Origin of the sequence: Nocardioides sp. NPDC059952 (assembly GCF_042730435.1) — a bacterium.
Taxonomy (GTDB): domain Bacteria; phylum Actinomycetota; class Actinomycetes; order Propionibacteriales; family Nocardioidaceae; genus Nocardioides.
In genome coordinates this window covers 25,854-46,218 of record NZ_JBHWLY010000002.1, presented here as the reverse complement: position 1 = coordinate 46,218, position 20,365 = coordinate 25,854, and the positions used below count along the sequence as shown (strand labels likewise).

The following is a 20,365-nucleotide window of genomic DNA, read 5'->3' as shown; positions in this document are numbered from 1 at the left end:
ACGGAAGGACGTGAACAAGATGCGAGCAGCCGTCGTCTACGAGTCGATGTTCGGCAACACCGCGACCATCGCCACCTCGGTCGCCAACGGTCTGCGCAGCGCCGGTGTACAGGTCAGGGTGATCCCGGTGACGGCAGCCGGCGACGACGTGCTCCGCACCCACGATCTGGTCGTCATCGGCGCCCCGACGCACGCATTGGGCCTGAGCCGGCCGAGCACCCGCGCCGATGCCGTCCTGCGGGGCGCCCCGGCGGAGGTCGAGGCCCGCGGTGTCCGCGAGTGGCTCGACGACCTCCAGGACGCGCGCTCGGTGCGCATCGCCGTGTTCGACACCCGGGCGCGGGCGATGCGCCACCTCCCCGGCTCCGCCGCCCGGCACGTCGCCCACCTGCTCCGCCGCCGCGGCTACGACGTCGCCCCCTCGACGAGCTTCTACGTCGGCGGCACGGAGGGACCCCTGGGCCGCCACGAGGAGGCGCGCGCCGGTGACTGGGCCACCGACCTGGGCCATCAGGTGATGCGGCAGGTCGTGGCCTGAGATGTCGGTGCTCCCCGACGAAGCGACCCTGCGGGCGATCGTGACGCTGGCCTGTCGCGCACCGTCGGTGCACAACACCCAGCCCTGGGCATGGGCCGTACGCGATCGGATGCTGGTGCTGCGCGCCGACCCGCATCGCAAGCTCCTCCACGCCGACCCGAACGAGCGCGATCTGGTGATGAGCTGCGGTGCCGCGCTGCACGAGCTCGTCGTGGTCGCGGCGGGCACCGGCTGGCACTGCGACGTACGCCGCACGCCCGAAGGCGGCCGCACCGATCTCCTCGCGGTGGTGACCTTCGCGCGCCGCGAGCCCGACGTCGCCGACCTCGGCAGGCTCGCCGCCATCGAGCAGCGGCACACCGACCGCCGTCAGGTCTCGTCGTGGCCGGTGCCTCGCGCGCGCCTCGACCATCTCTCCGGCCTCGTGCGTGAGTACGGAGTCGTGGCCGGCATCGTCCCCGACCACCTGCGCCCTGTCGTCCTGGCGGCACTGGAGGGCGCCCGTGCCCGGCAGAGCACCGACGAGGACTACCTGGCCGAGCTGTACTCATGGACACGTGGAGGCAGCGAGGACGGGATCCCGGAGTCCAGTCTCCTGACCGCGGACAGCGACCCGGCCTCCTTCACCCGGTTCCCGAGCGGCACCCTCGACGACGGCCACCGCGAGGCCGGCCCCTCGGCCGAGGAGTGGCTCGTCCTGGCGACTGCCTCGGACGACCGGGGCTCCTGGCTCCGCGCCGGAGAGGCACTGGACGCGATCTGGCTCTCCTGCACCACCTCGGGGCTGGCCCTGGTGCCGTACACGCAGCCGATCGAGATCGGTGCCACCCGGCGTACGCTCCAGCACGATCTGCTCGGTGAGAACTCCTGCCCACAGGTCCTGGTGCGGATCGGCTGGCCACAGCGGCAGCACCCGCCGCTTCCGCCGACCCCTCGGCGCGCGCTCGACGACGTCCTCCACCACGAGAGCGCCGCCTCCTCGTGAGCGCCCCGGCGATCACCCGGGCAGACCACGAGGCACCGCGTTGGCTATCGAGGGTGATCGCCGTCGCACGCACGTAGTCGCTGTCCACGCCCGCCACGTCGGATCGGTCGATCAGCTCCCGTTGTGCTCGATGGCGACGCGCGTGGTCTTCGGCTCCTCGAGGGCATACGGCACCCGAACCTCCAGCACGCCGTTGATGTAGGTGGCACGGACCTCTTCGGCCTTGGCACCGCTGGGCAGCGGAAGCGTGCGCTCGAACGAGCCGTAGTGCAGCTCTCGCCGGTTGCGGTCGTGCTCCTCCTCCCGGCGCTCACCTCGGATCGTCAGGAGGTCGCCGCTGACGTCGATCTGGATGTCCTTGTTCGGGTCGACCCCCGGCATCTCCGCTCGTACGACGTAGTGGTCGTCCTCGACGAAGTCCTCGACCCTGATGTAGGGCGTCACACCGAAAGAACGCATCGCCGCCGACCCCGACTCCAGCCAGCCCAGCAGGTCCGCGAGCGGGTTGGCCGGGCGCTTGATGATGGTGCTCATCTGATCTCCCTCGATCTGCGGGCGCCCGTGCGGCACCCCGTGCAGTCCCCAGTCTTGTTCCGATCGAACCCGACCTCACGAGACCTTGGTCATCTGTGCCGGGACCTCCGCCACCTGCCTCGTCCAGCCCGCGATGGTTGCCTGGGAGGCAGCCCGACGACTCAGGAAGGTCCCAGATGCACGCCTCACCCGACGTCGTCACCATCACCTTGAACCCGGCGCTGGACGACTCCTTCTCCGTTCCTCGGCTGATCCCGGGCAGCAAGATGCGATGCAGCACACCCCGGATCGATCCCGGCGGCGGCGGCATCAACGTGGCCCGGGTCCTGCACGTGCTCGGAATCCCCACGCTGGCGGTCTTCCCGGTGGCAGGCCATATCGGCCGGGCCCTGAGCGAGCGGCTCGAGATCGAACGGCTTCCGTTCGCGGGGGTCGAGGTCCCGGGTGAGACCCGGCTGAGTCATCACGTGACCGAGCTCGAGACCGGCTTGGAGTACCGCTTCGTGCTGCCTGGGACGGAGCTCGCCCGCGCCGATCTGGATCGTTGCCTCCAGGCGGTGCGGCGCGGAGGGCGACACGCGGCATACGTCGTCCTCAGCGGCAGCCTGCCGCCGGGGGTCTCCGCAGACGTCGTCCCTCGGGTACGGTGCCTGAGCGATGCCCTCGGCGCCCGGCTCGTCCTGGATGCCTCCGGGGGCGCCCTCGCCCAGGCTCACGGGGCCTATCTGATCAAGCCGAGCGTGCGGGAGCTGAAGGAGCATCTCGGGCGCGAGCTGGACACGCTCGCCGAACAGGTGGCGGGAGCGCGAGAGCTGCTCGACGACACTCACGCGAGCGCCGTCGTGCTCTCCCGCGGTCACCTGGGGATCGCGCTGGTCACCCCGACGGGTACGCAGCTGCTTCCCGCGGTCGCCGGCGACGTGGTCAGCGGCGTGGGTGCCGGTGACGCTCTCGTCGCCGGGATCGTCGCGGGGCTGACCCACGGCTGGAACCTCCCGCGGGCCGCCCGGCTCGGTCTCGCCTGCAGCGCGGCCATGATCGCGACCGCGGGCACCTCGGTGTTCTCCCGCGACGACCTCGCCGCGTTCACCGACGTCCTCCCGGGCGAGGCCGCCCGAGGGCGGACACTACGGCGCGACGCGGTCTGAGCCTGATGGCTTCGTGCCCCGCCCGCTCGTCATCGGGTCGCGTCCAGGACCGCGACGCCACGCACGCGGTCCTCGGCGAGGTCGGCGAGTGCCCGGTCGGCCTCCCCCAGGGCGTACGGAGTGACCTCGGCGCGCAGGCCCAGCCGGCCGGCGAGCCGGAAGAGCTCGGCCCCGTCGGCACGCGTGTTGGACGTGACGCTGGTGAGCGTGCGCTCGCGGAAGAGGTGGCGCTGGTAGTCGAGAGGGGGGAGGTCGGAGAGGTGGATGCCGGCGACGGCGCAGGTCCCGGACGGGCCCAGGCCGGCCAGCGCCTGGCGGACGACCTCGCCCGCCGGCGCGAACACGATCGCGGAGTCGAGCGGCGGGACGGCGTCGCCGGGCGCGACCGCCGAGGCGGCGCCGAGGTCGAGCGCGAGCCGGCGCGCCACCTCACCTCGGGTGACGACGTGCACCTCGGCCCCTTGGCGGATCGCGATCTGCGCGGTCAGATGAGCGCTCGCCCCGAACCCGTAGAGCCCCAGGCGACCTCCCGGCGGGAGGACCGAGCGCCGCAGGGCCCGGTAACCGATGATCCCCGCACACAGCAGCGGCGCCGCCTGACTCGGTTCCAGCGAGTCCGGGATCCGGTAGAGGTACGCGGTCGGGGCGACGGCGTACTCGGCGTAGCCGCCGTCGGCGTCCCACCCGGTGTATCGAGACTGCTCGCAGAGGTTCTCCGCGCCCGTACGGCACCAGCGGCAGCGCCCGCACGTGGAGCGCAGCCACGGCACGCCGACCCGGGTGCCGATGCGCGGTCCGTCGGCGTCGTGGTCGAAGCGGGCCAGCACCCGACCCACGATCTGGTGACCCGGCACCACCGGGCTCCGGCGAGCGGGAAGGTCGCCGTCGACGACATGAAGGTCGGTCCTGCACACGCCGCACGCCTCCACCCCCACGAGGACCTCGCCCGAGTCCGGCTCCGGGACGGAGAGCTCGGCGATCGAGAGGCAGCCGTCGCCTCTCGTCCGCCACCCTCGCATCGCCGCCATCAGGGTTCCTTTCCGGCGCCGGCGGGCGGGAGCAGGCCTCTCAGGGCGGGCTCCGAGGCCTGCGGCGACGGTTGCAGCCGGACCTTCGCATCGACGACAGAGATCCCGCGCTCGTGCACGATCAGGGGATTGAGGTCGATCTCAGCCACCTCGGGCAGATCGTCGGCGAGACGGCCGAGGGACACCAGGAGATGCTCGACGGCGCCGGCGTCCGCCGGCGGTGCGCCGCGGTATCCCCACAGCAGCGGCGCGGTGCGCAGGTCCCGGAGCGCCGCTGCCGCATCGGAGTGGCTGAGCGGCGTCAGCCTGAAGCTGCGATCACCGATCAGCTCGGTGAAGGCGCCTCCGTATCCCACCATGACCAGCGGCCCGAAGAGCGCGTCCTGGGTGACGCCGGCGATCAGCTCGACGCCGGCGGCGACCTGGCGCTGGACGATCAGGCCCGGATGCTCGACCCGGACGCCGAGGAGCGCGTGGGCGGCGACGCGTACCTCGTCGGGACCCTTCAGGCCGACACGAACGCCACCTACATCGGTGCGATGCACCAGACCGGGGTCGGCGACCTTGAGCACGACCGGGTAGCCCACCCACTCGGCGGCGTCGACAGCCTCCTCGACACCGTCGGCGAGCACGCTCGGCAAGACACCGATCCCGTACGCAGCGAGCAGCTGGCGCGTGTCCGGCTCGGTCAGCCGGCCCCCTTCCGGTGTCGCCCGCAGCGTCCGGGCGATGACGTCGCGACCGGTCGCGCGGCTTCCGGGGGGCGCCTCGGTGACGGGGGTGTGGGGCCCGGCGCGCCACTCCGCGTACCTGACGATCGGGCCGAGGGCACGCGCGGCATCCTCCGGGAACGCGAAGACGGGCACACGACCGCTTCCGACGCTGATCGGCCGGCCAGGGCCGTGCGGGTCGAGCATGACGGCCACGGTCGCGACCGGCGGTGCGGTCTGTCCCGGATCGGCGCGCAACGCGGTGCGCAGCGCACGCGTGAAGGCTGCGTACGGAAGAGCCGGCAGCGGCGTGCGCAAGGCGATCAGCATGTCGACCTCGCCGCTGCGGATGATCGTCGAGACCACCTCGGAGTAGGCCTCCCAGCCGATGCCGGAGCCGAGGTCGATGGGCACCTGGACGGACGACGCGTCGGGCACGATCCCCCGGATCGCGGCCATGGTCTCCGCGCTCAGCGTGGCGAGCCGCAGATCTTCGCCCTCGCAGGCGTCGGCGGCCAGGACGCCCGGCCCGCCGGCGTTGCCGACGATCCCGACCCGGCGGCCACCGGGCAGCGGCTGGTTCGCGATCACGCTGGTGGTCTGCAGCAGCTGCTCGAGGCTGTGCACGCCGATCACCCCACACTGCCGGAAGAGCGCGTCGACGGCCTCCGCGGACGTCACCGCCGAGGCGGTGTGGCCGACCGCCGCCCGCCGGCCGGCTTGGCTTCTCCCCCCGACCAGGGCGACGACCGGCGTGTGGTCGGCCAACCGCCGGGCCAGCCGAGAGAACTTGCGCGGGTTGCCGAACGACTCCAGATAGAGCGAGACCACCTCGGTCGCCTCGTCCTCGGCGGCGTACATGAGGAGGTCGTTGCAGCTGACGTCGGCCTTGTTGCCCGCGGAGATGAACGCCGACAGCCCCACGCCGAGCTCGTCGGCCCGTTGCAGCGCGGCGATCCCCACCGCGCCGGACTGCGCCATCATCGCCACCCTCCCGCGGCCGGTCGAGGTGGGCGAGAAGGTGGCGTCCAGACGGACGTCGGGGTCGGTGTTGGCGATCCCGAGGCAGTTGGGTCCCACCACCCGCATGCCCGATTCGCGGGCGACCGCCAGGATCTCGTCCTGCAGGCGTCGTCCGTCCGGGCCCGCCTCGGCGAAGCCGCTGGAGAGGATCACCAGGTCGCGTACGCCGCTGCGGGCACACTCCTTCACGACCTTCAGCACCTCGGCCGCCGGCACCGCGACCACGGCCAGGTCCACCGGCCCGACGTCGAGCACCGACGCGTGGCAGCGCTGGCCCAGCAGGAAGTCACAGTGGGGGTTGACGGGGTGGACCGTGCCGGCGAACCGCGCCCGCAAGAGGTTGCGCACGACCTGGTGGCCGGGATGGTCCGCGCGCCGGCTCGCGCCGATCACGGCCACCGAGCGCGGCCGCAGCAGCGCGGCGACGGAGTCCGCGTCCGTCCGCTGCTCACGGGAGATCATCGCCTCCAGCACGCGCTCGGTGAGCCGCACCGGGAAACGTACCTCGACGGTGTCCTCGTGCGCGGTCGAGGTGAGGTCGAAGCCGGCGTGCTGCAGGACGTCGAACGCGGGGGCGTTCTCAGCCATCACGTACGCCACCAGGTCAGTCACGCCCGCTCCGGCCGCCGCGACGGCCAGGTGCTCCAGGAGAAGGGTGGCCACACCGTGGTGGACATACCGGTCGGCGACGACGAGGGCCAGCTCGGCCTCCCCGTCCGCACCCGTCCTCGTGCCGCTCGCCAGCCCGACGATGCGGCCGTCGACGACGACCACCTTGGCGACCGCCTCGCCGACGGCCAGGCGCGGCAGCAGGTCCTCGACGAAGCGGAGACCGTCGAGCTCCCCGACGTGGAAGAACCGCTCGTAGCGATGGCGGTCGGAGAGCAGGTCATGGAGCTCGACCAGCTGGCCCCGGTCCCCCGCCGCGGCATCGCGTACGCGGGCGATGGTGCCATCACGCAGCAGCACGTCCTCCCCGGCCGCTCCCTCTCCCTCGGGCACTCTCATGGAGCCTCTGCCACCGGAGGAACCACCTCGACGGGACATCCGGACTCGCGCAGCAGAGCGTGGCCGGTGCCGCCCAGGCGGCGCAGCGGGAAGGCGTGCCCGCGGCGGCCGATGACCAGGAGGGCTGCCTTCTTCGCTGTCTCCATGACCACCTGGGCCGGCTGACCCCGGTGTACCTCGATCCACGCGTCGACGCCGGCAGAGTTCGGGACCAGCTGTCGTGCGCGTTCGAGGGTCTGCATCAGCTGGTGACGCGCGTCCGCCGCCAGACCTGCCGCATCCAGCTTCCCCAGCGTCGACTCGTAGTAGATGGCCGGGACCTCCCAGGCGTGCACGATCACCAGGCCGCCACCACGCTCCACCGCCTCTGCGAGGGCCCGGACGACGAGCTCCGTGGAGGCGTCGCAGTCGGCGACGGCCACGACCACCGTGCGGGCGTCCTGGCCGTGGGGCCAGACGGCCGGCACGATCACGACGGGCACCGGCGCGCGAGAGGCGACCCGTCCGGTCACCGAGCCCGTCACGATGCGGGACAGGCCGTGGTGGCGCTCGTCGCCGAGAACGACCATCGTCGAGTCGGCCGCCGCGTGCACGAGCTCCGTCACCACTCCCCCGTCGCGGAGCGTCGAGGTCACGTTCTCCGACCCGACGATCTCGGCGGCTTCCTTCTCCGCGTGCTCGAGGGCGGTCGTCCCGGCCTCGCGAATCTGGTCCGCCAGGCCCGCATAGCCGTACGGGTAGAAGACGCCCGTCGCGATGGCGAGGTCGATCACATGGACGAGCCACAGATGTGCACCGCTTCGGCCGGCTCGCTCGGCGGCATGCCGGATCGCCGCTCGGCCACCTTCTCCCCCATCGATGCCGACCAGGATCCGGTCGTGCTCGGCCATCTTCCCTCCTGCGGGCTCGGTGTGTACGTCGGTGATGCTCCCAATCTCGCCGGGCCTCTTCACGGGTGTCAGGGCCATCGGTGCCGCGAGAACGGGACCTAGGTCCGCAGCCCGCACGGGGTGCCGGCTGGTCCGGACCCTGATGACGTTCGTCCGTCGGATCGATGACGAAGGTCCTTCCGTCGGGCCGAAGGTCTTGTGCCGACGGGACCTTGCACTCATGACCGCTCTCGACCGCTCCACGAGGCTCGCCCCATAGCAACCGAACCCTTGCCACGGAGTTGATCATGCTGGTCCGAGAGATCATGACCTCGTCACCCGTCACCGCACGGAGAGACACTCCCGTCCGGGAGGCGCTCGCGCTTCTTCGTGACCACCACATCACCGCGATGCCGGTGGTGACCTCCGCGGGCCGCGTCTGCGGCGTCGTCGCCGAGATCGACCTGATCCGCGACCGTGTCCTGCCGGACCCCCGCGCCCACGTGCTCTCACCGGATCCGGTGACCGAGCTGCCCCCGGCGTACGTCGAGCGGGTGATGAGCCCGGTGACCGTCGCCGTGCGCGAGGGTGCCGAGGTGTCCGTCGCCGTCGACATCATGGCCGAGCGGGCGCTGAAGAGCCTGCCGGTCCTCGATGAGGACGATGTCCTGGTCGGCGTGATCAGCCGGAGCGACGTCGCCGCCGCCCTGGCCCGCGACGACGACACCCTGGATCGGGAGCTGACCGCGCTCATCACCAAGCTCGGTCATCCCGACTGGCTCGTCGTGGTCGCCGACGGGAGTGTCGTGATCAGCGGGCCGAGCACGCCGAGGGACCGCGCTCTGGCCGAGTCCGCCGCGGCGACGGTCACCGGAGTCACCCGGGTGCGGATCCACGAGCCGGAAGCCCTGAGCCCCGAGGTGTGAGCAGGCGCCTCTCGGGTCGGCAGGCGTTATCCCTTCACCGCCCCCTCGAGCCCCTCGCTGCGCAGGAAGAGCCGCTGGAAGAGGAGGAAGAAGAGGATCGGCAGCGCCGCGGAGATCGCCATCGCGGCGAGCAGGACGGAGAGGTCGGTGGTCGGGGCGATCGACGGCAGCCGGACCGCGATGGGCTGCTTGGCCGGGTCGGGCAGCACGATCAGCGGCCAGATGAAGTCCTTCCACGCGGCCAGGACGGCGAACACCGACACCACCCCGAGCACCGGACGCGACATCGGCAGGACCACCGACCAGAAGAGCCGGTACGGCCCGGCGCCGTCGATCCGCGCGGCGTCCAGGATCTCCCGGGGCAGGCTGTCGAAGAACCGCTTCATGATCACCACGTTGAACGCCGAGGCGCCCGCGGGCAGGAAGGCTCCGGCGTACGTCCCGACCAGGGACCAATGCACGACCGGCAGGCTCAGCACGGTGAGGTAGAGCGGGACGAGGAGCAGCACGATCGGCACGAACATGGTGGCGAGCACGGCTCCGTAGATGACCCGTCCGAACCGCGGCCGCAGCACCGAGAGCGCATAGCCCGCGGTCGTGGCGACCAGCACCTGGACGGCCCAGGACCCGGCGGCGATGACCACCGTGTTGACCAGGTAGGCCGACAGACCCAGCTCGGTCCACGCCTGCGTCACGATCGAGAGGTCCGGCCCGTTCGGCCACAGCGAGATCGGCGAGCGCAGCGTGTCCTGGGTAGGGGTCACCGCCGACTTCGCCAGCCACAGCAGCGGCCCGAGGCAGACCACCACCAGTCCGAGCAGCATCGCCGCCTGCACGCCGCGAAGACCCCAGCGCACCGACGTACGCCGCCGGTCGAGGGAGGAGACGAAGCTCATCAGTCGCTCCATCCGCGAGTCAGCCGGAAGTAGAGCCACGACAGCAGCGCCAGCCCGACCGCCATCATCAGGCTCAGCGCGGTCGCCGAGCCGTAGTCGCCGCCGCCGGTGGTGCTGCCGAAGGCGTACTCGTAGATCAGGAGCAGCAGCGTCAAGGACGCGTGCGAGGGTCCGCCGCCCGTGAAGAGGTAGGGCTCCAGGAAGACCTGGGCGGTGCCGATGATCTGGAGGATCAAGGTGATCAGCAGCACCGGGCGCAGGTGCGGGAGGGTGACGTGCCAGACCTTGCCGAGCACGCCCGCACCGTCGGCCGAGGCGGCGTCGTAGAGCTCCTGCGGCACCGTGGTCAGCGCCGCGAGATAGATGATCACCGTGCCGCCTGCCGCGGCCCAGGTCGCCTCCATCACCAGCGAGGGCAGCACCCAGTCGGCCGACTCCAGCCAGGGCACGGGCCCGAGCCCGACCCAGCCCAGGACCGTGTTGAACACTCCCCCGGAGCCGGCGTCGTAGAAGGTCTTCCACAGCAGCACCGCCACGGCCGGCGGCACCACGACCGGCAGGTAGGCCAGGCAGGCGTAGAGGCCGCGCAGCTTCCGCAGCGAGCTGAACACCACCGCCATGACCAGCGGGATCGGATAGCCGAAGACGAACGCGATCGCCGCGAAGACGGCCGTGTTGCGCAGCGCCAACGGGAGCAGCGGGTCGCTGAGCACGGTGCGGAAGTTGTCCAGGCCCACCCACTCCGCGGGCCCGACGAGGTTGGTCTCCTGCAGGCTCATCACCACGGTCCGGGCGATCGGCCACCACGAGAACAGCCCGAAGACGAGGAGCATCGGCAGCAGGAAGACCAGGGTCGCCGCGCTGCCGCGCCACCATCCCGCGACCAGGGAGACGAAGGACGTACGCCGGCGGGCCGGCCCTCTCACGAGAGCCGGCCCACCCACGCGGGAGATGTCGACGGCCACCCTCACCCCTTGTCCAGGATCTGCTGCACCGAGGCGTCGGCATCCTTCAGCAGCGCGGGGATGTCGGCGCTCTCGTCGCTGAGCACCTTCTGAACGACCGGGTCGAGCGCGCCGTACACGGCCTGCGTCTGCGCGGGCGGCTCGGCGACCAGCGTGAGGTCGAACATCCTCGAGGTGTAGCCGGTCATCTGGTCCAGCGGCACGTTGACGTAGTCCTTCACCCAGCCCTGGTAGGTGGTGTACGACGCCTCGTCGAAGATCGGGAAGGTCGGCGTCCCCACGGGCTGCTCGGCCGCGGTCTGGGTCTTCGCGTCGGCGACGGCCGCGTCCTCGTCGGTGTACTTGCGGACCCGGAAGAAGTCCGCCCAGGCCACGGCTGCCTCGGCCTCCGCCTCGCTCGCCTTGGCGCTGACGACGTTGACGGAGCCACCGCCGAGAGCGCCGGCGTCGGCCGAGTCCCCCATCGGGACCGCGGTGAGCCCGTACGACTCGGGGTCGATCGCCGCGGTGGTGACGAGGGAGTTGTAGACGTCCGAGCCGCTGATGTACATCCCGACCTTCCCTGCCGCGAACGCCTGGTTGATGCTGTTCCAGTCGTAGGCGGTGCTGCCGGAGAAGGACTTGTCCGTCCAGCGCATGTCGTGCAGCAGCTGCAGCGCCTGCTCGGTCTGCGGGTTGTCGACGGTCGCGGTGAACGCGTCCCCGTCCTGTGTCTCCATCCGGCCACCGAGGGCATAGACCAGGGTCGTGAGGATCCAGCCGCCGGTGTTGCCCGTGGTCATCTCGGCATACCCGGTGGCACCGGTCCGGTCGTGGATCTGCTTGGCGGCCGAGCGCAGCTCCTCCCACGTGGTCGGCGGCTTGTCGGGGTCGAGACCCGCCTTCGTGAACAGGTCGCGGTTGTAGTGGAGCGCGTTGGCGTAGACGTCGGAGGGCAGCCCGTAGACCTTCCCGTCGGTGCCCTGCGCCGCGGCCAGCACCGTCGGGTTGAGCTGATCGAAGTAGGGCAACTCACGGACCTCCGCGTCGACGTCGGCGACCTGCTTGCGCTCGACGAGACCCTTGGTGTCGGTGAACGGCACCCGGAACGAGATCGGCAGCGTGCCGCCCGAGAGCTGGGCAGGGAAGGTCTGCGCGTTCCACTGCCACTCCACCGGCTTCACGGTGATGTCGGGATGCTCCTTGTTGAAGGCCGCCGCCTGCGCCTTGACGGCGTCGATCGTGGCCTGCTTGTCGCCGGGGCGCCAGCCCTCGACGGTGATGGTGACTCCGTCGCCGTCGTCCGACGACTCGCCGCAGGCGGCGAGCGAGCCGAGCGCGACGGCCGCGACCGCGGCGAACGCGACACTGCGCAACCGAGTGGATCTCATGGGTCTGTCTCCTGGAATGTTGTGGTGGGGTCTCAGGTCGTGGGCCGCAGCCAGACCGCGGCATCGGGGGCGAGCCGACCCGCGTCGAGCGGCGAGCTGGCGAGCCAGACGTGGTCGCTGCTCGGCAGCTCCACGGACGTGTCGGTCAGGTTGACGACGCACGCGAAGTGCGCGCCGCGGCGGAAGGCGATGATCCCGGGAGCGGTCTCGATCCAGCGGAAGTCGCCGGTGGCGAGGTCGGGATGCGTACGCCGGATCAGCAGCGCCATCCGGTGCAGGCTGAGCATCGAGCGCGGGTCGGCCGACTGCGCCTGCGCGGTCAGGTGCGCCCACCCCTCGGGCTGAGGCAGCCAGGTCTTCGCGCCCGTCGGGCTGAAGCCGTACGGCGGCCGGTCCCCGCTCCACGGCAGCGGCACCCGGCAACCGTCCCGGCCGGGGTCGACACCACCGCTGCGGAAGTGCATCGGGTCCTGGATCCGGTCCGGCGGGATGTCGGCCTCGTCCAGGCCCAGCTCCTCGCCCTGATAGAGGTAGTACGCCCCGGGCAGCCCCATCGCCAGCATCGCCGCCGCCCGCGCCCGCCGCTCGCCGAGAGCTCGGTCGGTCGGGGTGCCGTAGCGCTTGGTCTCGAACGCGAACGCGGTGTCCACGCGGCCGTAGCGGGTCACCGGACGGGTGACGTCGTGGTTGGAGAGCACCCAGGTGGCCGGCGCGTCGGCCTCGCCGTGCACCCGCAGCGTGGTCTCGATGGAGGTACGCAGCGCCTGGGCGTCCCACGGCGCGGTCATGAAGTCGAAGTTGAACGCCGCGTGCAGCACGTCGGGGCGCAGGTAGCGGATGAACCTGGCGGTGTCGGGGAGCCAGACCTCGCCGATCAGGGCCCGGTCGGTGCCGTACTCCTGGGCGATCCGGCGCCAGCCACGGTAGATCTCCTGGAGCTCCTCGCGGTCGACGTAGGGGTGCTCCCCAGGTCGCGGGTCGGCGGGGACGTCGGGGAGGTCCGGGTCCTTGGCGAGGAGCGCGGCGGAGTCGATCCTTATCCCGGCAACCGCGCGGTCGAACCAGAACCGCAGGATCTCCTCGTGCTCGAGGCGTACGTCCTCGTGCTGCCAGTTGAGGTCGGGCTGCTCGGCGGAGAAGAGGTGCAGGTACCACTGCTCGGGGACGCCGTCGGGCGTCGAGAGCCGGGTCCAGGCGGTGCCACCGAACTCCGAGGTCCAGTCGTTGGGCGGCAGCTCGCCGTCAGGGCCACGGCCGTCGCGGAACCAGAACCGGTCCCGCTCGGGTGCGCCCGGTCCCGCGGCGACCGCGGCCCGGAACCAGCGGTGCTGGTCGGAGACGTGGTTGGGGACGATGTCGATGATCGTGCGGATGCCGAGCTCGAGGGCGTCCTGGATCAGCGCCTCCGCCTCGGCGAGGTCACCGAAGAGCGGGTCGATCGCGCGGTAGTCGGCGACGTCGTAGCCCCCGTCCGCCATCGGCGAGGGGAACCACGGGGTGAACCAGATCGCGTCGATCCCGAGGTCGCGCAGATAGGTCAGACGGGCTCGCACCCCGGCCAGGTCACCGGTGCCGTCGCCGTTGGCATCGGCGAAGCTGCGCGGGTAGATCTGGTAGATCGCCGCGGAGCGCCACCAGTCGGTGGGGCGCTCGGTGAAGACCGCGAGCGGCGCCGGTGCCGGCTCGCTCCGTCGAGATTCCGTGGCGGTCACGGGCACTCCGTTCTCGGCAGCTCACACTCATGTGATCGCCGTCACCCTGACGGCGTGCAGCGACCGTAGAGCCAGCCGCAGAAGGTGCGCAAGAACTTGACAGTGCGTAATTAATTTCAGGACTTTGCGCGCCGGCTTGCAGGTCCGGTCGAGCGCCGGACCACCAGCTCGCCCTCGAAGAGCAGCTCGTCGACCGGCCCGAGCGTGCCGTCGATCTGGCTCACCAGGAAGTCGACCGCCGCCCGGCCCATCGCCTCGATCGGCTGCCGGATGGTGGTCAGCGGCGGGTCGGTGAAGGCCATGAACGCCGAGTCGTCGAACCCGATCACGGACACGTCCGCCGGCGTCGAGAGCCGGGCCCGGCGCACCGCCCTGACCGCTCCCAGCGCGAGCGGGTCGCTGGCACACACGATGCCGGTCGCGCCCTGCTCGACCAGGCGCGCCGCGGAGGCCTGTCCGCTCTGGAGCGAGTAGAGGCTGCGTACGACCAGATCCTCGTCGAACGGCACCCCGGTCCGGTCGCAGACGGCACGGAAGGCGGCCAGCTTGCGCTCGGAGGGAACATGGTCGCGCGGGCCCAGGACCAGCCCGATCCGCTCGTGCCCGAGCGCGATCAGGTGCTCGGCGGCCTGCTCCATCGCATCGGCGTCGTCACAGACCACCCGAGGGAACGGCAGGTCGTCGATGGCCGCGTTGATGAGCACGACGGGAAGGTTGCGGCCGGCGAGACGGTCGTAGTGGGCATGGCCCGCGTCCCGCTGGGCGTAGGCGCCCCCGGCGAACACGACGCCGGCCACCTGCTGCTCCAGGAGCAGGTCGACGTACTCCGACTCGGTCACGCCGCCAGCGGTCTGCGTGCACAGCACCGGGGTCAGCCCCTGCTGGGCGAGGTGGGCGCCGAGGACCTCGGCGAGCGCCGGGAAGATCGGGTTCTGCAGCTCGGGCAGAACCAGACCCACCAGCCTGGCGCGCTCGCCGCGAAGCTTCACCGGCCGCTCGTAGCCGAGTACGTCGAGCGCGGTCAGCACCCGCTCGCGGGTCGCCGCCGAGACCCCCGGCTTGCCGTTGAGCACCCGGCTCACGGTCGCCTCGGAAACCTTGGCGCGGGCCGCTGCGTCGGCAAGACGTCTACTCATGGGCGCAAGAATATAACTGCTTTACGCAAGCTGTCTGCAAGCATCGTCGTCCTTGACGCGCAATTCAATAAGTGATTTAGTCACTTTCTGTGACCAGCAACACACCATCGCTCTCTGAACGCATCGCCGACGGGATCGTCGCCATGATCGAGGCCGCGGGCCTGGAGCCGGGCGACGCCCTGGCGTCCTCCCGCGAGCTGGCCAAACGGTTCGAGGTGACCACACCGACGATCCGGGAGGCGCTGCGCCGCCTGGAGGCGACCGACGTGATCCGCTTCCGGCACGGATCGGGCACCTACGTGAGCGGCGGGGTGAACCGGCGGCTGCTGGTCAACCCGCATGTCTCGGAGTCGCGCAGCGAGTCGGTCATCGAGCTCCTCGACGCCCGGATCGTGCTCGAGCCGCCGGTCGCGGCGGCCGCGGCCGCGCAGCGCACCGACGAGGACCTCGCCGCGCTGACCCTCTCGGCCGACAACTCGCTCAAGCCGCAGTACGCCGACGAGCGGCCCGAGCTGCACTTCCACGTCGCGCTCGCCGGCGCCTCGGGCAACCTGCTGCTGCGCGAGACCGTCGAGGCGCTGCTGCAGGTGAGGGCCCGCGACCAGATCGAGATCCGGCACCGCTACACCGACCGCGACCGCGACCACGCCGACCACCTCCGGATCGTCGAGGCCGTACGCGACGGGGACCCCGAGGCCGCAGCCGCCCTGACCCGTGAGCACCTGCTCGCGATCCGCGAGGCGATCGCCTCCACCCTCGGTCCGGAGCAGGCCCGATGACCCCGAAGCTCGCCGAGATGACCACCCTCGAGGCCGCGGCGGCCGCCGAGAGCGGGACGGTCGTCGTCATCCCCGTCGGTGCTTTCGAGCAGCACGGTGCCGGCCTGCCCCTGGCCACCGACCAGATCCGCGCCGAGGCCCTCGCCGACTCGGTTGCCGAGGCCCTCCCCGGCAAGGTCGTCATCGGTCCGGGCGTACCGGTCGGCGTCTCTCCCCACCATCAGGCCTTCGCCGGCACGGTGAGCCTGCGCCCGGCGCTGTTCGCCGCCGTCGTACGTGAGTACGTCGAGTCGCTGGCCGCCCACGGCTGGCGCCGGTTCCTCGTGGTGACCGGTCACGGCGGCAACAACGCCACTCTCGGCACGCTGGCCCAGGAGCTGCTGCGAGACCGGCCCGACCTGGAGCTCGCCTGGGCTCCGGTGACCGCACTCGCCAAGGACGCCGTGGCCGGCATGGAGCTGAGCGAGGTCTCCGGTCACAGCGGCGAGGCCGAGACCGCCCAGATGCTGCACATCGCCCCTCATCTCGTACGCCACGACCTGCTCGCCCCGGGCACGACCGCGCCCGACCAGCTCGACCCGTTCGCCCGGCTGGCCCGCTCGGTGAGCCATCCCGCCGTGGCCCTCCCCTACGACCGTCTCTCCCCCACCGGCGTGCTCGGTGACCCGCGTCGCGCCACCGGCGAGGACGGCCGCGCGATCCTCGCCGAGGCCACCGACCGCCTCGTCGCCTTCATCAAGGAGTGGCTCGACACCTAGGCCACCCGCCCACCCTCCAGCTCGGGACCCCGACCGGGACGCGCACCGCGTCGCCGGGCGATCCAGCACACCCTCATGCACCCAGATGATGCCCCGAAAGGAGCACGACATGTCCCCACGACACCTCCGCCTGCTGGCGCCGGCAGCCGCTGTCGCCGCCGTGGCCGCGCTGTCCCTGGCCCCGACCGCGACCACCGCACTGTCCTCGACCTCGGCCCCGGACCGTGCGACCGGCGAGACGACGCGCTGCGCCAAGCCCACCGACCAGGAGCCCGACAGCAGCCAGAAGTACGAGCTGAGCAGCGGCGACCTCGAGCGCAGCTACGTGCTGCGCCTGCCCGAGGGCTACGACCGCCGTGACGACTGGCCGCTGATCCTCGCGTTCCACGGCCGCGGCAGCACCGGCGTCGAGGTCGAGGGCTTCTCCGAGCTCTCCGACCTCCCGGCGGTGGTCGCCTATCCCGACGGCGCGATCGGCACCGGGTCGGGCTATCGCAAGGCCTGGCAGGGCGCGCCCTACGAGGCCCCCGGCGTCGACGACGTCGCCTTCACCCGCGACCTGCTCGCCACGATCGAGGCCGACCACTGCATCGACACGACCCGGGTCTATGCCACCGGGAAGTCCAACGGCGCCGGGCTGGCCGCTCTGCTCGCCTGCCAACTGCCGGACACGTTCGCCGCGGTCGCCCCGGTCGCGCCTGCCCTCTACCCGGGGGCGCGCACCGGCTGCGCCGAGGCGCCGCCGACGCCGATCCTGGAGATCCACGGTGTCGCCGACGCGACCATCCCCTACGCCGGCGACGCCGACCGTGACCTGCCCGCGATCCCCGAGTGGATCCAGGGCTGGGCCGAGCACAACGGCTGCACCACCTCCACCACCCGCACCCGCCGCGACATCGCGACCACCCGGTGGACCGGGTGCGACCAGGGTGCCGAGGTCCAGCACGTCGCCGTCGACGGCGGGGGCCACGTCTGGCCGGGCGGTGACATCTACTCCGGTGGCGGCCACGTCACCCACACCATCGAGTCCGCGACGGTGATCTGGGACTTCTTCTCCCGCCACCGCCTCACCAGCGAAGGGTGACTGACATGACCAGCACCGCAACCCCCACCAGCAGCGACAGGCTGCCATGGATCATCCGCGCCATGGGCGTGGTCGAGCGCGTCGGCAACGCCCTGCCGCACCCGTTCTGGCTCTTCTGGATCCTCGCCGCGATCCTCGCCGTGATCAGCGCGATCTGTGCCGCCGCCGGCGTCTCGGTGATCTCGCCGAGCGACGGGGAGGAGGTCGTCGTCCAGAGCCTGCTCAGCGGCGAGGGCCTGGCGATGGCGGTCTCGACGATGGTCTCCAACTTCGCCGAGTTCCCGCCGATGGCGACCATCGTCGTGGTCATCATGGGCGTCGCCGTCGCCGAGCGCACCGGTTTCCTCACCGCCGCGATGAAGACCGGCATCTCCCGGGTGTCCGTCGGCTGGGTGGTCTTCGCCGTGGCGTTCACCGGAACGGTCGCCCACGTGGCCTCGGCGGCTGCGTACATCATCCTGGTTCCGCTCGGTGGACTCGCCTTCCGGGCCGTAGGACGTTCGCCGATCCTCGGGATCGTGGTCGCCTACACCGCGATCGCCAGCGGGTACGACGCCAGCCCGATCCCCACGCCCAACGACGCGATCTTCGCCGGTATCACCACCGCCGCGGCCCAGATCGTCGACGAGAGCGCGTACGTCTCCCCGGTCAGCAACTGGTTCTTCAACATCGCCTCCTCGCTGCTGCTGGCCGCGGTGATCACCCTGATGACCAAGTTCGTCCTCTCCAAGCGGCCCGACCTCGACGCCGACGAGGACGCCGACGACGGCGACTTCGGCACCCTCGAGCTCGACGGCCGCGAGCGTCGTGCGCTGCGCTGGTCCCTGGTGAGCCTGCTGGTCGCGATCGTGGTCGTCGCCGCCGTCGTGATCCCGCCGTCCTCTCCCCTGCGCGGCGAGGACGGGTCGCTGACCGAGTCGCCGTTCCTCACCGGCATCGCCGCGATCGTCGCGGTGCTCTTCGGCCTCGCCGGCACCGTGTACGGCACGCTGTCCGGTTCGATCACCAAGGCCGGTGACGTACCGGCGCTGATGGGCCAGGGGATCAAGCAGATGGCGCCGGTGCTCGTGCTCTTCTTCGCGATCGCGCAGTTCCTGGCGTACTTCGAGTGGTCGCACCTCGGCGACGTGCTCGCGGTCAACTCCGCCGAGGCGCTGGAGACCAGCAACATCCCGGTGTGGGTGGTCTTCCTGCTCGTCCTGGCGCTGCTCAGCGTCGTCAACATCATGGTCACCAGCGGCTCGGCGATGTGGTCCATCGCCGCACCGGTCCTGGTGCCGATGCTGATGCTGCTCTCGGTGCCGCCGGAGACCACCCAGGCGCTCTTCCGGATCGCCGACTCCGGCTCCACCGCGATCACCCCGATGAGCCCGTACTTCGTGATGGCCCTCGGCTTCCTGCAGCGCTACCGCAAGGACGCCGGCATCGGCACCCTCGCCTCCTACACGCTGCCGCTGGCGATCGCGATGAGCCTGGCCTGGACCGCCCTGTTCTTCCTGTGGTGGGCGCTCGGGATCCCGCTGGGGCCGGGGGCTCCGGTCCGCTGACCCACCTCCGGCAGGGCCGGCCGGGCTCGCCTCAGGCGCGCCCGGCCGGTACCGGCTCAGGTGAATGTGAAGGCGATGGCGCGAGCGCTGTCGCCTGCTCCTCGGCGAGCTTCTTGTAGAGCCGGCGCAGCCGGACCACACCGAGGTCGTGCTGGTAGAGGTTCTCGGCCTGGTCGGCGTCCTCGGACATGGCCTCGAGCATGACCCGGTCCTGCTCGAGCACGTGCCAGTGGCGGGCCTCGAGCTTGGTGCGGTAGAGGAAGCGCCACACGTCGCGCTCCCAGCCGCTGACCTTGCGGTAGCGCCAGAAGAAGACGGCGGTGGTGTGCTCGTCGATCGGGGTGCCCATGCCGACGATGCCGAAGGAGCCGCCGGGGCCGGCGGTCGGCGGGTACGGGATGGAGAGGTCGACCCAGTCGATGCCGGTGCGGCAGAACTCGACCCAGTCGAAGTTCACGCCGCGCTGGTCGGTCTTCTCGAAGAAGAAGCCGCGGTCGGTCTCGCGGATGCGGAACCTGGCCTCGACATCACCGCCGAACATCGAGTGCGACTCGCGGTGAAGGAACGCACCGTGCATCGGGTCGAGCAGGTTCTCCATGGCGTAGCGCCACGGGGTGTCCCACTCGGCGTAGCAGAGGAACGAGGAGATCTCCTCGTCGACCAGCGGGTCAGGCAGGGCGACCGGGGCAGGATCGGGGTGCTGCTCGTCGCCGATGTAGGCGAGGATCGCGCCGCCCAGCTCCTGCAGCGGCGGGCTGGGCACCAGCGTCTTGCCCTCCAGGTTGCAGCCGGGCAGGCCGGGCACCGAGACGACCTTGCCGGTGCCGTCGACCTGGACGCCGTGGTAGGCGCAGGCGATCTTGCTGCCCAGGTGCTGGCCCTGCGAGAGGGGCGCGCCCCGGTGGGGGCAGCGGTCCTCGAGCATCCGCAGGGTGCCGTCGGACTCCCGGAACAGCACCCAGTCGATCCCGAGCCGGCGCACCCGATGGACGCCGCCCTGCGGCACCATCTCGGAGGGGCAGATCGCGTACCACTGGTTGCGCAGGCCGGTCGCGAGGATCTGGTCCGCGCTCAGCTGTCGTTTGACCATCGGTCCCATGGCTCAGTCCTCCTGCTTCCCCGCCGCGGCGAGCTCGGCGATCGCTGTCGTGAATCCCTCGGCGGTCCACTGACCGCCGCCGGGAGCCGGGATGCCGAGCTCGTTGAGCCCGTCGACGAGACCCGGCAGGTCGTGCCGCCCGCCACCGAAGACCTCTTCGATGGCACCGGCGAGCTTGGTCTCCCACGGCGTCGTCTCGGTGACCGCCGCCTGGATCGGCGCTAGATAGCCCATTGCTGTGTTCTCCCTC

At 71.3% G+C, this 20,365-nt stretch carries 19 protein-coding genes; 8 read left to right on the top strand and 11 right to left on the bottom strand.

The features are described 5' to 3' along the window. Positions 1-19 precede the first annotated feature (19 nt). Positions 20-538, top strand: a complete 519-nt coding sequence (locus ACFV9G_RS01150) for a flavodoxin family protein (protein WP_378724370.1) — start codon at positions 20-22, stop codon at positions 536-538. Position 539: 1 nt separating this feature from the next. Further along, a complete protein-coding gene (locus tag ACFV9G_RS01145) occupies positions 540-1,523 on the top strand; it encodes an Acg family FMN-binding oxidoreductase (protein ID WP_378724097.1) in 984 nt (327 codons plus the stop codon). A gap of 111 nt (positions 1,524-1,634) precedes the next feature. Here ACFV9G_RS01145 and ACFV9G_RS01140 read toward each other — a convergent pair whose 3' ends face one another. Beyond that, entirely contained in the window at positions 1,635-2,057 is a 423-nt protein-coding gene (locus tag ACFV9G_RS01140; protein ID WP_378724095.1) for an Hsp20/alpha crystallin family protein, read from the bottom strand. Positions 2,058-2,233: 176 nt separating this feature from the next. Here ACFV9G_RS01140 and ACFV9G_RS01135 point away from each other — a divergent pair, with 176 nt between their 5' ends. Further along, a complete protein-coding gene (locus ACFV9G_RS01135; protein ID WP_378724092.1) occupies positions 2,234-3,205 on the top strand; it encodes a 1-phosphofructokinase family hexose kinase in 972 nt (323 codons plus the stop codon). A gap of 29 nt (positions 3,206-3,234) precedes the next feature. Here ACFV9G_RS01135 and ACFV9G_RS01130 read toward each other — a convergent pair whose 3' ends face one another. From ACFV9G_RS01130 to ACFV9G_RS01120, 3 genes are read right to left on the bottom strand one after another with little or no spacing between them, the layout of a single operon-like run. Next, positions 3,235-4,233: a zinc-dependent alcohol dehydrogenase family protein gene (locus tag ACFV9G_RS01130; protein WP_378724089.1), complete on the bottom strand. Its 999-nt coding sequence runs from the start codon at positions 4,231-4,233 to the stop codon at positions 3,235-3,237. Beyond that, a complete protein-coding gene (locus tag ACFV9G_RS01125; protein WP_378724087.1) occupies positions 4,233-6,974 on the bottom strand; it encodes a GNAT family N-acetyltransferase in 2,742 nt (913 codons plus the stop codon). Before ACFV9G_RS01125 ends, ACFV9G_RS01130 begins: the two co-directional genes overlap by 1 nt. After that, a complete protein-coding gene (locus ACFV9G_RS01120) occupies positions 6,971-7,864 on the bottom strand; it encodes a universal stress protein (RefSeq protein WP_378724084.1) in 894 nt (297 codons plus the stop codon). The genes ACFV9G_RS01125 and ACFV9G_RS01120 overlap by 4 nt, the downstream gene beginning before the upstream one ends. 287 nt (positions 7,865-8,151) lie before the next feature. Here ACFV9G_RS01120 and ACFV9G_RS01115 point away from each other — a divergent pair, with 287 nt between their 5' ends. Then, the gene (locus ACFV9G_RS01115; protein ID WP_378724082.1) at positions 8,152-8,769 is read left to right on the top strand and encodes an HPP family protein; all 618 of its coding nucleotides are present in this window, start codon (positions 8,152-8,154) and stop codon (positions 8,767-8,769) included. A 26-nt stretch (positions 8,770-8,795) separates the two neighbouring features. On the opposite strand, the gene ACFV9G_RS01110 is transcribed toward ACFV9G_RS01115, so the two are convergent. The 5 genes from ACFV9G_RS01110 to ACFV9G_RS01090 form a co-directional block, all read right to left on the bottom strand. Then, a complete protein-coding gene (locus ACFV9G_RS01110; protein ID WP_378724080.1) occupies positions 8,796-9,665 on the bottom strand; it encodes a carbohydrate ABC transporter permease in 870 nt (289 codons plus the stop codon). After that, positions 9,665-10,630 (bottom strand): carbohydrate ABC transporter permease, encoded by a 966-nt coding sequence (locus tag ACFV9G_RS01105; RefSeq protein WP_378724077.1) that lies wholly within the window; start codon positions 10,628-10,630, stop codon positions 9,665-9,667. Before ACFV9G_RS01105 ends, ACFV9G_RS01110 begins: the two co-directional genes overlap by 1 nt. A 2-nt stretch (positions 10,631-10,632) precedes the next feature. After that, complete coding sequence (locus tag ACFV9G_RS01100) at positions 10,633-12,000, bottom strand: ABC transporter substrate-binding protein (RefSeq protein ID WP_378724075.1); 1,368 nt, start codon at positions 11,998-12,000, stop codon at positions 10,633-10,635. Positions 12,001-12,032: 32 nt separating this feature from the next. Next, positions 12,033-13,712, bottom strand: coding sequence for a glycoside hydrolase family 13 protein (locus ACFV9G_RS01095; RefSeq protein WP_378724071.1), 1,680 nt, complete (start codon positions 13,710-13,712; stop codon positions 12,033-12,035). A 116-nt stretch (positions 13,713-13,828) separates the two neighbouring features. Then, positions 13,829-14,848 carry a LacI family DNA-binding transcriptional regulator gene (locus tag ACFV9G_RS01090; RefSeq protein ID WP_378724068.1) on the bottom strand — a complete coding sequence of 340 codons (1,020 nt, stop codon included), beginning with the start codon at positions 14,846-14,848 and terminating at the stop codon, positions 13,829-13,831. A gap of 89 nt (positions 14,849-14,937) precedes the next feature. Here ACFV9G_RS01090 and ACFV9G_RS01085 point away from each other — a divergent pair, with 89 nt between their 5' ends. The 4 genes from ACFV9G_RS01085 to ACFV9G_RS01070 all read left to right on the top strand — a co-directional run bounded on the left by ACFV9G_RS01085 (position 14,938) and on the right by ACFV9G_RS01070 (position 19,016). After that, positions 14,938-15,627 (top strand): FadR/GntR family transcriptional regulator, encoded by a 690-nt coding sequence (locus tag ACFV9G_RS01085; RefSeq protein WP_378724065.1) that lies wholly within the window; start codon positions 14,938-14,940, stop codon positions 15,625-15,627. Next, the gene (locus tag ACFV9G_RS01080) at positions 15,624-16,385 is read left to right on the top strand and encodes a creatininase family protein (RefSeq protein ID WP_378724062.1); all 762 of its coding nucleotides are present in this window, start codon (positions 15,624-15,626) and stop codon (positions 16,383-16,385) included. The genes ACFV9G_RS01085 and ACFV9G_RS01080 overlap by 4 nt, the downstream gene beginning before the upstream one ends. 109 nt (positions 16,386-16,494) lie before the next feature. Then, the gene (locus ACFV9G_RS01075; RefSeq protein WP_378724059.1) at positions 16,495-17,469 is read left to right on the top strand and encodes an alpha/beta hydrolase family esterase; all 975 of its coding nucleotides are present in this window, start codon (positions 16,495-16,497) and stop codon (positions 17,467-17,469) included. 5 nt (positions 17,470-17,474) lie between these two features. Continuing rightward, a complete protein-coding gene (locus ACFV9G_RS01070; protein ID WP_378724057.1) occupies positions 17,475-19,016 on the top strand; it encodes an AbgT family transporter in 1,542 nt (513 codons plus the stop codon). A gap of 31 nt (positions 19,017-19,047) precedes the next feature. On the opposite strand, the gene ACFV9G_RS01065 is transcribed toward ACFV9G_RS01070, so the two are convergent. Together ACFV9G_RS01065 and ACFV9G_RS01060 are read right to left on the bottom strand one after the other, a co-directional pair. Further along, positions 19,048-20,115: a Rieske 2Fe-2S domain-containing protein gene (locus tag ACFV9G_RS01065; RefSeq protein WP_378724054.1), complete on the bottom strand. Its 1,068-nt coding sequence runs from the start codon at positions 20,113-20,115 to the stop codon at positions 19,048-19,050. Positions 20,116-20,118: 3 nt separating this feature from the next. After that, positions 20,119-20,349, bottom strand: a complete 231-nt coding sequence (locus ACFV9G_RS01060; RefSeq protein WP_091047123.1) for a recombinase-like helix-turn-helix domain-containing protein — start codon at positions 20,347-20,349, stop codon at positions 20,119-20,121. Positions 20,350-20,365: the final 16 nt, after the last annotated feature.